Consider the following 13,754-nt stretch of genomic DNA (forward strand, 5'->3'; position numbering starts at 1 on the left):
TTTATGCTCGAAAATGCTATCTTTAATAAAAATATTTTTCCATTTATAACGATTAAATCAAAAAAGGCTAGATTTTATGCAAGATCGTATACTGCGCCGTATTTTCTTACTCGCAGGTATTGTATTGCTGGTATGGGTATTATACTTGCTCAAGCCTGTGGTCATTCCATTTCTTGGTGCTTTTTTCCTGGCTTATTTATTCAGTCCACTTGTCGATGTTCTAGTAAAAATTAAGCTCCCTCGTTGGTTGGCAATTAGCATCGTTTTTATCGGTATCGGTGTAACTTTAACTGTTGCATTATGGTATTTGGTTCCACTCATCTGGAAACAACTTGTTTATGCTCGAGATAGTATCCCTGCTGGAATTCATTGGATTAATGCAGAGCTACTACCTTGGATTTCTTCGACCTTCCATGTACAACAAATGGAAATCGATACCGATCAAATGTCCAAAGCGGTTATGGATTATGTCCAGACCAATTACAGTGCCGATAGCATTCAGGCTGTTTTATTAAAGCTTGCACAATCAGGTCTGAATTTTATTCAGATTGGTGGAACACTCGTTTTAATTCCAATTATCGCTTTTTATTTTTTATTAGACTGGGACCGTATGTTGCAGAACTTACGTCGTCTCATCCCACGACCATATGAAGCCACTACCTTACAAATCGTTCGTGAATGTCATAGTGTTTTAGGAGCATTTGTTAAAGGTCAGTTCCTCGTTATGCTTTTGCTCGGTGTGGTCTATGCGGTAGGTCTACAATTAATTGGGTTAGAGGTTGGACTTATTATTGGTATGGTCGCAGGCCTTGCCAGTATTATTCCTTATTTGGGATTTGCAGTCGGCATTATTGCAGCCATTATTGCAAGTCTATTTCAGTTTGGAATGGACTGGACCCATTTATTACTCGTTGGTGTGGTTTTTATGATTGGTCAAGCTGTAGAAGGCTATATTCTACAACCATTCCTACTCGGTGATAAAATTGGTCTTTCACCAGTTGCTGTTGTATTTGCTGTTTTGGCAGGCGCGCAACTTGCTGGTTTCTTAGGAATGCTCATCGCATTACCAGTGGCTGCGGTCATTGTTGTACTCTTAAAGCACTTAAGGGATAACTATGAAAAGAGTAGCCTTTATGGTGCGTATTCGGAATTATTTGTGCAAGAGGGTAATATTCAGCAAATTCATGTAGAAACTGAAAATACTAAACTTGATCTTGAAGTTAAAACACAGCAAGATACAGATACACCAAATCTTTCAGATCAGAAATAATTTCAAGGCCAATTCATTATATGCGTCAACTCCAACTGGATATAGAACCTCAACTTGATGCCCGAATCAGTGATTTTTCGGGACCAGGTTGGGGGCATGTAGTCGATGCAGTGCGTCAACTACATGCAGGTCTAGTCAATAGATTTTATATCTATGGTGGAGCTGGAACAGGTAAGAGTCATTTGCTTTCAGCGATTTGTGATTCTTATTTAGAAGTAGGCAAGTCAGCAATAAAAGTTTCACTGTTGGAACTTCTTGATGCTCCGATTGAGGCAATTACTTGTTTAGAGCATTATGATTTAGTTGCTTTAGATGATATTGAATCTATTAGTGGCGTGCCGCACTGGCAAAAAGCTGTGTTTCATTTAATGAATAACCATGAAGGACAACTTGTATTTTCTTCACGGGTTGCGCCGATTGAACTAAAACTCGAGTTACCAGACTTGCAATCACGTCTTACCCAAGCGGTCAGTGTAAAAGTGCCAAGTGGAAGTCTATACGCAGACCGTTATGCTTTAGTTACTTCCGTTATGGCTAGACGTGGTATCCATTTCGATCAGCAGATTGTCGACTATTTACTTTTACATGGGCCGCATCAAGCTTCTGTTTTATTACAAACCGTAGCACAGTTAGAAAAACTTCTTAAAGGTGAGAAGACTAAGCTTTCAAATGCAACGTTAAGACAAATTTATGCTTTAATTGATGAGTACCAACAATAAATTGTTTCATACATCTCGTTATTTCTTTGGTTAGGGTGAACTTGGGTTTTTTGCTAAAAAAATAATGAACTATTAAATACTTATGCTTTTAACTTTAAAGTGTATTGTTAAATTTTTTCCTAAGAAAATTTTCATATATCAATAGATGCTTAAATAACCAAATATTTATAAAGTTATATGAACAAAATGACCGTATAGGCCGATCAAAATATCTTGAGAAATTCTGATTCCTGTGACAAAGTACGCACAAAGGATGCGATTGCAAAAGTGGACACTTTGCAATATTGACAAAGAAAAATGAAAAAAATAGGTAAGGAGAAGGGTATGCTCAAACGGAGCATTGCTTTTGCATTATTGGCTGCTGCTGGGCACGCTTATTCTGCTGATATTCAAGTGACAAGTTTAGCTGATGAAGATAAAGATGATACGGTATGTACGCTTAGGGAAGCTGTACAGTTCCTAAATTATCGTGGCTCATCTAATGCAGCTGACGTTGAAAAATATGCAAATGGGTATCATGGTTGTGGAAATAAAGATGCTTCATCAAATATTATTTTACAGCGCGATCAAGAATATAGCTTAAATAGCAGAATAACGATTACAGCTCCCCTTACAATTAGTACAGCAAAAAATGATTCTACATTAGTTGATACTGATCAGCCTGGTTCTCATAATGCAACTATCAAAATGGTCGGTACAGATCAATTATTTAAAATTGATGATGGTAGCGTTGAAAAAGCATCTTTTGCTGTGACCTTAAGTGATCTTAACTTACAAGGTGCAGGCGCAAACTCTAATGTTTTAACAGGTGGTTTAATTTTAAACCATGAAAAATTGACTATTCAAAACTCTCGATTGATTGGTGGATATGCCAATCAGGGTGGGGCGATTTACAATCAAGGATTGTTATCGAAAACAGGTCAAACAGCTGGCTTTGTAACTATCATAAATAGTTTGATTCAAAATAATAAAGCAACCCAAGGTGGCGTCATTTACAGCGAGCAGCCTTTATATTTAGTGACCCAATCTGTAGTCCGAGATAATGAAGTTTCTTCTGCAGAGGGTGCCTTATTTTATGGCGCAACAAAATTTGATGATGAAAGTACTGGTGGATACTTAAATGTACGTGCCATAGGCTTTAGTAATAGTACCTTTTTCCATAATAAAGTTGGTTTTATTGCAAACATTAAAGATGGAATGTTTGTTAATAATATTACAATGATTAAAAATGCAGCAGGTTTATTTTTAGATGCTCCTCAAGGAAATGCTTCTGTTTCTAACAGTATTTTAGTTGGTAATGGGGTTAACTGTACTCCAAATACAAATGATCAAACTGTTGTCCAAAGCAACTTAGTGACCACTGATTGTAATCGCAATGCTTCTGCAAAGCTGCCTAATATACTTTTGCCTACGAGTGAAAAGTTAATTGCGGGTGATAATGATGAAGGCATATGTGATGTAACCGCTAAAGACGGCTTGTTATGTCCATTTAATACACCAAAAGATAGTTTCCTTGGCTTTTTTAAACCACGATTACTTGAGAGCTATAACACTTTAGCTGACTCCTTAATTATTAATAAAGGACGTTTATATAGTGATGGCTCATCAATTGGTTTAGCGAGTTGTGAGAAACTCGATCAACGTGGAAAAAACCGTAGTGGTTATGATGAGTTATGTGATTTAGGGGCAATTGAATATATTTTAAATAATGAAATCGCAACAGTAGGGCAAGATATTAAATATGGACAAGTTGCAAAATTTAATATTTTAAATTCTTTAAGTGAAGCAGATTTGGTCACACCAGCTACATGTAAGCGTCTATTTGGTGACCGTCCCGATGGAAAAGAATGGCAACCAGGTTGTCTAAAAATAAAACAAAGTACTGATACGCCAGTTTCTAAAGGTAGTGTAACCATAGACCAAAATGGAAACGTGGTTTATACGCCAAATGGAAACTGGCATGGTGCAGACATTTTTAGTATTCAAGTCGTTACGAGTGTATCAAGATTTAATGATGGAACCGATTTCCAATATGTCTCGATTCCAGCAACCGTAGTCCAAGAACCTGTATCTGGTATTGAAGATAAGTCTGTTAGTACTGGTGGTGGGGGAAGTGTTGGTGGTGGATTAATTTTAGGATTATTCGGATTAATTGCATTGCGCCGTTTCAAGTCATAATCAGGGATGAGGACTATGAAAAACTATAAAAAAGCAGTATTAGCATTAGCTGTGCTAGCGGCTATGCCACTTTTTGCTGATACAGCAAATCAAAGAATCGAAGTAACAACTTTTGCAGATGAAGATGGTGAAAACCCTAATGCATGTTCGTTAAGGGAAGCGATAAAAGTTGCTGAAACACGAAGATCTGATTATGGATGTACAGTCTATAACACCTCTAAAAGTCAGGTAATCCAATTAAAAGCAGGAACTTATACATTAAACAAAGAATTGGTTCCAAATGCAGATATTGCGATTTATGGATATGGTGAAAAAGATCAAGATAAAAATTGGGCAGAAAAAAGTGTTTTAACCAATGATTATCCAGCATTACAACCGTTACAGACGAGAATTAATGCTGCTGGTAAGTCACGTATCTTTAATACAGCAGTAAATAAACAACCTTTATTTCTTCAAAATATTATTTTGGAAAATGGTTCAGCACAAGACTTTGGTGGTGCTATTTATGCAGGTGGTAATGTTACCTTATTAAATAGTCAAATCTTGAACTCACAAGCATCTAAAGGTGGTGCTATTTTCCTCGGTGGCGATAATGTTAATTTATCTGCAACTCACTCTTTGATTCAAGGTAATAATGCAACATCTGGAAGTGTACTTTCAATGAGTTGTTGGAATGGCACAGCCTATACAAAACGGGAAGTAACATTTACCTCTTCTAGTATTATGAGTAATGGTTCAAATAGTTCTAATAATACTTTTGAGTTTTGCGGAGAGCCGAAAGCAACCTTTACAATTAATACAATAGCTAAAAATATTGCAAATACAGTAAATGGTAGCATTTTGAAATTTACTGGTGATGCTACTCCTAACGGTACTCCTAATCCTTCAACCATACTTAGTGCTAACAGTAGTTTAACCTTAAAAAATAATACTATTGTTGAAAATAATGCTTATACCACATTTTTATATGACACATTAGGAAGTAAAGAATTAAGATTTAATTTAATCGGTTATAACCCGGGAACCTATGCCTGTCATTATTTTATAGGGCCAGCCACTGATTTAAAAAATGCTGGTTTCATACTGTCTTTTAACGCATTAAATTTGTCGAATGATGCTGGAAAATGTGATCTACCAACGGAAGCTCTTACGTCTACACATCGAACTGTTGATATAGCAGGCCAGTCTTTTGACTCATTATTAGAACCTTTACATTCAGCTGGGCCAGAGACTGGTTTTTTACCAATTTATTATCCTAAAAATAATATAGGTGGTAAGAATCTAGTAGATGTAGACCCAGAGGGTAAAGACTCATGTACTTCTATCGACCAGCGCGGACTTTCACGCCTTGCCGATAGTAAATTATATTATCAACCAAATGGTCGTAATAGCTGTGATATTGGTTCGATTGAACTAATGAAACTGACCGCTGGAGATATAAAAGGTTTAGGTAATACGTCACTTACAGATCTGCTTGCAAAATATCAATCTCAATATGATACGGTTCAGAAGAATATCTTGAATCCAGATTATGCATATTTATTAAATGTATTAAAAATCGATTCAGCAAATTACAAGAACCTTCTTGATCAAACTAAAGCAAATGCAAAATATCGAGCAATTTATATCGACTTAAAGGCAAATGGTTTACCTTTACCAAATGAAGATAGTAGTCACTTATTAAAGTTCTTTAATACATCTGATTATAATATTAATCTTGAAACTGTCGGTACAGGATTGATCGACGATAAAGTTACAAACATTAAAAAGGATGATGGACTTTTTTGTGAATGGAATGATGCTTTACAGCAAATTATATTCTATCGTTCAGATGATATTATTACCCAAGCAGGCGATTATAACTATTGTAAATATACTATTAGCAGTAAAGATGGCACCACTCAATCATCTGGGTTATTAGAAGCCCGATTTGATAATATCCCACCAGTTGCTAGTGATGGAACTGTAACTTTTAAATATTTAGCAAATGAAGTCATTCCTTTGAATTTATTACAGTATGCGAATGATGATGGGGACGGTCCTACAAGTACACTTAAGACAAAGCCAAATAAACCTAAATTTTGGGTGAATGATCAGGGTGTAGAGTTACCGATTTATATACCAAGTAAAACTTCAAAGGATGGTATTTTCAAGGTAGTCAAAGCAGATCGAGAAGGGCCATGTCCTAAAGATGATAGCGGTAATACTTGCTATGGTGGTAACATCTATATTCAAGCGAGTAACGTATTTAACACCTTCAATGATACATTGACTTACTATGTTTATGATGCAGATGGAACTATTTCAGCTAAAGCAGGAACGATTAATTTAGTAAGTACAGCAACTACAACAGATGATTCTCGAAGTGGAGGTGGAGGAAGTATTGGAATTTTCTCTCTTGCTTCCTTACTAAGTTTAATTGCCTATAGACGTTACCGTAAATAAGCATAAATAAAAAAGCCTCCATAGGAGGCTTTTTTATTTCTTGTTAAATTTTTGAATGGCACATTATTAAAAAAACAGTTTTTAGTGCTCTAAATATTTGTTGATATATTCTTCACGTATAGCGGTTCTTTCATCAGCACTTGCTTTGAGCATGCGTTGACGTAAATCATTACGTTCTTGTGTACTCATTTTTTGCCAAGCTTCACGCATTTTCTGTTTTTCTGCGTCTGGAAGTTGGTTGAACCAATCCATACGTTGTTGCAGATTAGCACTTTGGTTTGCTGGTAATTCTTTCAAGCTTTGATAGCGTTTAATTACTGCTCGTTGTTCTTCTTCAGACAAAGCATTCCAAGTATCATCTACTTGAGTATTGGCATCTTTAGAAAAAATCCAGAAACGTTCAAAACCCGCAAAACTGGTTTGCAGGAAACTTAATGAACAAAGGATAAGTGCTAACTTTTTAGCTACCATGTTGAACTTTATCCTCACCCAACACCATCAGCATTTCTAAATCTTCCACCATTTGTGGTGATAATTTAGGATTTACAACCACTTGATTTTGTGGCTTATCCATCATATCTACCGAATTAGGCAAAATAACAAAACCAGTAATTGCTGCTGCAAGTGCAAAACCAGTCATTTTCCAGACACTATAAAAAGAGGCTGGTTTTTGCTGGATATGGTCAAGCACATGATTCATCACCACTGTTTTATTTTTATGGTGATGGGCCAAACTATCGAGTTTAGACGTCACCTTTTTAGTGAAATCATCATGATTCATTAGAACCTCCCATGGGATTTAAATGCGCTAAGTACTCTCTAAGTCCCTGAATTGCTCGATGATAATGGGTTTTTACACTACCTTCAGTACAGTTCATAATTTGCGCTGTGGTGTGGGTATCGAAACCTTCCCAAGCACGTAACATGAAAGCCTGTTGTTGACGAACAGGTAGTTTTGCAATCGCTTCCTGAATTTCTTCTATGGTCACTGCTTGATCTAGAAAATCTGCTGGATTGATTGCTTTTTCATCGACAATATCAATGATTTCTTCATCATCATTGTCTAGACTAACTTTTTTGAAGAATGAAAATGGATTTGCTCGACGAGCTTCTTTGCGGCGCCAATCCTGAAGTTTGTTGTTTAGAATGGTATAAAACAGCGGATACCATTCTTCAGTACTTCGATCAGAATAAGACTTGTGTAAAGCAATAAATGCTTCTTGAACCAAGTCCATGGCAATGCCTTGTTGACCTTGGGTAGCACTTTCCATCATCACTAAAGCACGTCCAGTAACATCTTGCATAAAAACCTTTAGGCGTTGTTCAGCCGTGCTGGCATGAACACTAGATGCTTCCGATCGAGACTTTTTCGGTGCTAAATCCATGGAGATGGAAAATCCTGTCATTGGACGTACCCACCTTATCTTCAATATATCTCTTATATAACGTTGAAAAGAGGTGGGAGGTTGACAACAATCGGCTATTTTTTAGTAGTGTAAATGATTTTTTTCACAAATATGAGCGATGTAAAATAAATTAACGTTTTATTGGCGTTGGCGAACCATTTCAAAAAAGCAAATTGATCCTGCAATTGCTACATTTAACGACTCTTGACCACCTGGTTGCGGTATCGTTACTGATTGTGCATGCTCTAAAGCGTAATCACTTGCGCCTTGTCCTTCGTTGCCTAAAATCCAAACACATGGTTTTGAAAGATCTTTTGAATAAAGACTAGTCGAGCGATGAGAGCTTGTAACGAAAACAGGAATATCGAATTTAGGAAGAATATCTGTCAATTGAAAGTTTTCAAAGCAAGACAGGCTAAAATGTGCCCCCATACCTGCTCTTAAAACGCGTGGAGACCAAAGTGAGGCAGAGCCTTGTGTACAAATAATTTGTTTAATATTCGCTGCTGCTGCAGACCGTAATAATGTACCTACGTTACCTGGGTCTTGTACATTTTCGAGAATTAGAGTGTCTACGTTATAGTCAATCGTTGATGCAGTTTTAGGCAAATCAATAATAGCTAAGCAAGGAAGGGTATTACCTAAGGTACTTAAATCTTTATATAAAACTTCACTGATAATAAAGACATGGCCCTGATGGAGCTCAATTATTTTCTTTAAATCGCTGTGTTCCAATGCTTGTTCAGTTGTAAACAAAGAAAAGAGTTTTTTCTGTTGTTGTAACCAAGCTAGGCAAAGGTGAGTACCTTCAAGAACCGTTTGTTGATGCTTTTTTCGGGCGCTATTGAGTTCAATTAAACCACGCAAATGTTTAATTTTTGCATTGTCTTTTGATTCTAAAAAAATAACCGCCATAGGGATATATCCAAAAGGGCGTCATCATACTATATGACGCCCTCTATAATTTAATTATTAATGATAGCTTGTTACGCGTTCAACTTCGTTTTTAGAACCGATAATTACCGGAACACGTTGGTGAAGCTCTGTTGGTTCAATATCTAAAATACGAACACGGCCTGTAGTTGATGAACCACCTGCTTGTTCAATGAGCATACTCATTGGGTTAGCTTCATACATTAGACGTAAACGACCAGCTTTTTTCGGATCTTTTAAGTCATATGGATAAAGGAAGATACCACCACGGCATAAAATACGGTGAATATCACCCACCATACATGCTACCCAACGCATATTGAAATCTTTTTCACGTACAGATGTTTTACCTGCAAGTAACTCTTCAATATATTGCTTCACTGGTTGTTCCCAATGACGCTGGTTAGATGCGTTAATTGCAAACTCTTGAGTATCTGCTGATACTTGAACATTCTCTGTAGTAAGTAAGAATGTTTGTGTTTCTGGATCTAAAGTAAAGAAAGCTACACCATTTCCAACTGTTAAAGCCATCATTGTTGATGGGCCATATAACACATAACCAGCAGCGACTTGTTGAGTACCTGCTTGCATGAAATCTTGCGCTTGTGTAACTGCATTTTTTGCAGGAAGAATCGAGAAGATTGTTCCTACACACATGTTGATATCAATATTACTTGAACCATCTAATGGGTCGAATAGTACCAAGTATTCGCCGTTTTCTTGCGCAGGTGTAAAATCATCAAGTTCTTCAGACGCAAGACCACCTACGTGAGGATGAACTTTTAAAGCATCAATTAAATAGTCATTAGAAATCACATCAAGTTTTTTCTGTGTTTCACCTTGAACATTTTCATTACCTGCACTACCTAAAATTCCAGCCAATGCACCTTTTTGTAGGGCTTGGTCAATGGTTTTACAAGTCGTCGCAATCGTGTCGATAACTTGGGCCAACTCAGGTGTAAGGTTCCCTTTTTCTTGTTGTAAAAATTGGGACAATGTGAGGTTGGACATAAAAAAACGCTCCTGTGCGCAAGCATCAAAATGAGTCAAATAAATACGTGGCATATTCTAGATGAGAATGCCGGAAAATAAAAATTATCTTACTTTATTTGTGTTGCATTTATGCTTACAAGCCCCATTTTACGTGGTATGTTGTTTGCATAGCAAAGGAATGTATATTTAGGAGAATCGAAATGACAACTAAGAAGTTTGATGCGACCCCAACGGCAGGGGAACCAATCAATTTAGAAGAAATTTCGAAAGAAAGTGTTCAGGAGGCTTGGAAAGATTATGAAGCAAAACCTGAATATAAAGCTTTTAATAAGCACGATTTGATTGAGTCAATGCAACATTCAGAAGAAGAGGAAAATAAATCTTCTTAAATTAAGAATGCAAAAAATAAACGCCCATATTTGGGCGTTTATTTTTTTAGATGTTTTATTTTAATAGGGGAGGAACCGCTTCATAGTTAATTTCAACACGGCGGTTTTCTTTCCATGCTGATTCGTCATGTCCTGGATTAACTGGCGCTTCTTTACCATAACTTACCGCTTCAAGTTGCTGTGGATTTACACCACTTGTAATAAGGTAACTTTGAACGGCTTTTGCACGACGCTCACCTAAAGCCATGTTGTATTCACGCGTACCGCGTTCATCTGTATGACCAGTTAATGCAACTTTTGAGTTTGCATTGGCCATGAGGAATTGAGCATGAGCTTGAAGAGTTTGATAGTCTTCAGCAGATAAATCACTACTGTCGTAATCAAAGTGAACAACACGTTTAGCTAAAGCAGCTTTATTTGCCTCAGTTACACCTTTTGATGAAGCACCTGCCAAATTTTGGGCATTTAATGCAGCATCTTCACTTAAACCTGTTGTGTTTACGGTGCTTGGGTTTGTAGTACCAGCATTTGCAGTCGTTGCTGGTTTACGGCTCGCACAACCTGTCATGACAAGCGCTACACTAAGTAGAGGAAAAGCCAAATATTTGATTGATTTCATCATCATCTCCATCAATGGAAGAAAAAGTTATTTAGGTGCCCAGGCTGGTTCACGTACTTCACCTTGCTCACTCGGTAAATTCATACGGAAACGACCATCAGTGGACATGATAGACAGTAAACCACGGTTTCCTTCACGAGTTGCGTAAACCACCATTTGCCCATTTGGTGAGAAACTTGGTGATTCATCTAAACTGGTTGGGGTAAGAATATTGACAATGCCTGTATTAATATCTTGGATAGCAACTTTATAGTTACTGCCACTTGGTCGATGCACCAGTGCAATTTTTTTACCATCTGCACTTAAAGTGCCACGAGCATTAAACGACCCTTTAAATGTTAAACGTTTTACTGAGCCATCTCCAAAATCATAGCGATAAATTTGAGGAGAGCCTCCACGGTCAGATGTGAAAATAAAAGCTTTTCCATCTGGTGTATAACGTGCTTCTGTATCAATGCCTGAGTCATTTGTCATACGTTTGACTTGGCGAGTTGATAAATCCATTTGATAAATTTCAGGGTTACCGTTCATTGATGCTGTAAATAGCATTGATTTACCATCTGGTGAAAAGCTCGGTGCACCATTTAAGCCTTTAAAGCTAGTCAGTACTTCACGTGTTCCTGTAGAGAGATCTTGTAAGTAAATTGCTGGGCGTTTAGTTTCAAAAGAAACATAAGCAATTTTTTTAGCGTCCGGAGTCCATGCCGGAGACAAAATCGGGTCGCGTGAAGAGAGAACAGTTTTTGGTTGTTCACCATCTGTATCAGCAATTTGTAAGGTGTAACGTTCCGCTGGGGTTGCGGGATTACGTAGTACATAGGCAATACGACCACTAAAATCACCTGCAATACCAGTCAATGCTTGATAAATAGCGTCACTTACCATATGTCCTGCTTGGCGCACACGTGAAGCAGGGACATTTAGCAATTCATTCAAAAGGTATTGCTGTTTTTGTACATCATAAAGCTGGTAATGAACTTCAAACCCATCAGCCGTTTGCTTAATTTGTCCAGTAACAACATATGGAATACCAGCAGCTTGCCAATCAGATGCTTGAATCTGATTAATTGCAGCATTTGCAGGTAAATTTTTTGATGAACTTGTAAAGCGGCCTGAACGGTTTAAGTCAGTCTCAACAATAGGGTAGAGACCATTGTCATTATTAAATGGAACAATAGCGATTTTTGGCGCCTGATCAGGTGCTTTTGCAATTTCTAAATGTAATTGAGCAAAGGCAGCTGTCGGTGCAAGAGGACTTAATGCTGTAAGCAACGTTAAGGCTAGAAGGTGTTTGCGGGTCATTTTCATAGGTTTAAAGTCATTGAAGGCATTTTTGTGACTGTGGATTTTGTAACATAGTTACATGCCTTAAACTATTTAAAGCATGTAACAATATACTTATTTTGCAGTAAATGTTGAACTGAATGACCTTGCTTCACGTCGAGCATCAGGATCGGATGGCATTGGGTAAGGTGCAGCAGAACGAATCGCAGCTTCAACACTCGCTTTAACATCTGGGTTGCTAGAGCTAACAATAACTGATAATACAGCTCCACTATCGCTGAGAGTGACACGCGCAGTTGCTTTCTGACCCGATGTTCCTGCTGGGATATCCCAAGCATTTCGAATTTTCTGTTCAAAATCACGCTTCGCTGAAGATGCAATTTTTTTGGCTTCACCCTTTTTCTGTGCAGCTTCTTCCTGTGCTTTTTTGGCAGATGCAGCTTTTTCTTCTGCCTCAGCCTCAGCTTTACGCTTAGCCTCTTCAGCCGCTTTTTGCTGTTTCGCTTTCGCATCAGCTTCAGCTTTACGCTTAGCCTCTTCAGCCGCTTTCTGCTTTTTAGCCTTCGCGTCAGCTTCAGCTTTATGCTTAGCCTCTTCAGCCGCTTTTTGCTGTTTGGCTTTTGCATCAGCCTCAGCTTTACGCTTAGCCTCTTCAGCCGCTTTCTGCTTTTGGGCCTTCGCATCAGCTTCAGCTTTATGCTTAGCCTCTTCAGCCGCTTTCTGCTTTTGGGCTTTCGCATCAGCTTCAGCTTTACGCTTGGCTTCCTCAGCTACTTTCTGCTGTTTAACTTTCGCCTCTTCAGCTGCTTTACGTTTAGCATCTTCCGCAGCTTTTCGGGCTTCATGTTTAGCTTTTGCCTCAGCTTCAGCCTTACGTTTTGCTTCTTGCTGTGCCTGAAGTTTTGCATTTTCTGCTTCACGTTTTAGTTTTGCGTCAGCCTCAGCTTTACGTTTGGCTTCCTCAGCAGCTTTGCGAGCTTCACTTTGTTCATGTTTAGTTTTTGCTTCAGTTTCAGCTTTACGCTTTTGTTCAGCTTCAACTTTTGCAGCTTTCGCTTCAGCTTGACGCTTAGCTTCAGCCTGCTGTTTTTGAGCTTCCTCTAAACGTTGTTGTTCCGCAGCTTGCTTCGCTTTAGCCGCTTCTTCAGCTTTACGTTTTTCCTCAGCTAATTTTGCTTGCTCAGCTTTTTGCTTTTGGGCAACCAGATGTTGTGCTGTTGGTGGAGGAGGTGGCACTGGTACTGCTGGAATATTTTGAGGAACATTTTCATCCACAATCGGACTTAAAACTTCTTCAGCCTGATTTTCTGCTGTGGTTTGTTGCTCAACTTCTTTTGCTAAAGGCGGTGGTAAATCTTCTGGCTTAACTAAAATAGTCGTCAGCTTTTTTGGCTGTTCAGGTGGTTTACTCAAGCCTAAAAAAAGCAAGCCGACAATAGCAATTGCATGAACTCCAAGTGTGAAGCCCAATGCAATTGCATTTTGTTTAAACGGAGGCTTTTGATTTTTGTTCATAGC

General features: G+C 38.0%; 13 protein-coding genes. 5 read left to right on the plus strand and 8 right to left on the minus strand.

Features of this window, described 5'->3' with window-relative positions; genetic code table 11:
- Window positions 1-76 precede the first annotated feature (76 nt).
- The 4 genes from cxpE to J678_RS07035 all read left to right on the plus strand — a co-directional run bounded on the left by cxpE (window position 77) and on the right by J678_RS07035 (window position 6,612).
- Window positions 77-1,270, plus strand: a complete 1,194-nt coding sequence (gene cxpE, locus J678_RS07020; RefSeq protein ID WP_002052735.1) for a chloramphenicol efflux transporter CxpE — start codon at window positions 77-79, stop codon at window positions 1,268-1,270.
- A gap of 20 nt (window positions 1,271-1,290) precedes the next feature.
- On the plus strand, window positions 1,291-1,989 hold the full coding sequence (gene hda, locus J678_RS07025; RefSeq protein WP_001249536.1) for a DnaA regulatory inactivator Hda: 699 nt from the start codon (window positions 1,291-1,293) through the stop codon (window positions 1,987-1,989).
- A gap of 324 nt (window positions 1,990-2,313) precedes the next feature.
- Window positions 2,314-4,167 (plus strand): rhombotarget A, encoded by a 1,854-nt coding sequence (gene rbtA, locus J678_RS07030; RefSeq protein WP_017394373.1) that lies wholly within the window; start codon window positions 2,314-2,316, stop codon window positions 4,165-4,167.
- Window positions 4,168-4,182: 15 nt separating this feature from the next.
- Window positions 4,183-6,612 (plus strand): CSLREA domain-containing protein, encoded by a 2,430-nt coding sequence (locus tag J678_RS07035; protein ID WP_017394372.1) that lies wholly within the window; start codon window positions 4,183-4,185, stop codon window positions 6,610-6,612.
- Window positions 6,613-6,693: 81 nt separating this feature from the next.
- Here the strand turns inward: J678_RS07035 and J678_RS07040 are convergent, their stop codons facing one another.
- The 5 genes from J678_RS07040 to J678_RS07060 all read right to left on the minus strand — a co-directional run bounded on the left by J678_RS07040 (window position 6,694) and on the right by J678_RS07060 (window position 9,962).
- Window positions 6,694-7,083 carry a DUF3106 domain-containing protein gene (locus tag J678_RS07040; RefSeq protein ID WP_002052406.1) on the minus strand — a complete coding sequence of 130 codons (390 nt, stop codon included), beginning with the start codon at window positions 7,081-7,083 and terminating at the stop codon, window positions 6,694-6,696.
- Window positions 7,073-7,393: a hypothetical protein gene (locus J678_RS07045; RefSeq protein WP_002052599.1), complete on the minus strand. Its 321-nt coding sequence runs from the start codon at window positions 7,391-7,393 to the stop codon at window positions 7,073-7,075. Before J678_RS07045 ends, J678_RS07040 begins: the two co-directional genes overlap by 11 nt.
- Window positions 7,383-7,997 (minus strand): RNA polymerase sigma factor, encoded by a 615-nt coding sequence (locus J678_RS07050; protein WP_004707480.1) that lies wholly within the window; start codon window positions 7,995-7,997, stop codon window positions 7,383-7,385. The genes J678_RS07045 and J678_RS07050 overlap by 11 nt, the downstream gene beginning before the upstream one ends.
- 159 nt (window positions 7,998-8,156) lie before the next feature.
- A complete protein-coding gene (locus tag J678_RS07055; RefSeq protein WP_017394371.1) occupies window positions 8,157-8,933 on the minus strand; it encodes a TrmH family RNA methyltransferase in 777 nt (258 codons plus the stop codon).
- A 57-nt stretch (window positions 8,934-8,990) separates the two neighbouring features.
- Window positions 8,991-9,962 carry a class 1 fructose-bisphosphatase gene (locus tag J678_RS07060; protein WP_025466205.1) on the minus strand — a complete coding sequence of 324 codons (972 nt, stop codon included), beginning with the start codon at window positions 9,960-9,962 and terminating at the stop codon, window positions 8,991-8,993.
- Window positions 9,963-10,144: 182 nt separating this feature from the next.
- Here J678_RS07060 and J678_RS07065 point away from each other — a divergent pair, with 182 nt between their 5' ends.
- Window positions 10,145-10,333: an NF038105 family protein gene (locus J678_RS07065; RefSeq protein WP_002052586.1), complete on the plus strand. Its 189-nt coding sequence runs from the start codon at window positions 10,145-10,147 to the stop codon at window positions 10,331-10,333.
- Between the two features lie 55 nt (window positions 10,334-10,388).
- On the opposite strand, the gene pal is transcribed toward J678_RS07065, so the two are convergent.
- The 3 genes from pal to tolA all read right to left on the minus strand — a co-directional run bounded on the left by pal (window position 10,389) and on the right by tolA (window position 13,751).
- Window positions 10,389-10,952 carry a peptidoglycan-associated lipoprotein Pal gene (gene pal, locus J678_RS07070; protein WP_002052670.1) on the minus strand — a complete coding sequence of 188 codons (564 nt, stop codon included), beginning with the start codon at window positions 10,950-10,952 and terminating at the stop codon, window positions 10,389-10,391.
- A 27-nt stretch (window positions 10,953-10,979) separates the two neighbouring features.
- Window positions 10,980-12,260 carry a Tol-Pal system beta propeller repeat protein TolB gene (tolB, locus tag J678_RS07075; RefSeq protein ID WP_017394369.1) on the minus strand — a complete coding sequence of 427 codons (1,281 nt, stop codon included), beginning with the start codon at window positions 12,258-12,260 and terminating at the stop codon, window positions 10,980-10,982.
- Window positions 12,261-12,350: 90 nt separating this feature from the next.
- Complete coding sequence (gene tolA / locus J678_RS07080; protein ID WP_017394368.1) at window positions 12,351-13,751, minus strand: cell envelope integrity protein TolA; 1,401 nt, start codon at window positions 13,749-13,751, stop codon at window positions 12,351-12,353.
- Window positions 13,752-13,754: the final 3 nt, after the last annotated feature.

The organism is Acinetobacter sp. 1424608, assembly GCF_000588255.1.
Classification (GTDB): Bacteria; Pseudomonadota; Gammaproteobacteria; order Pseudomonadales; family Moraxellaceae; genus Acinetobacter; species Acinetobacter nosocomialis.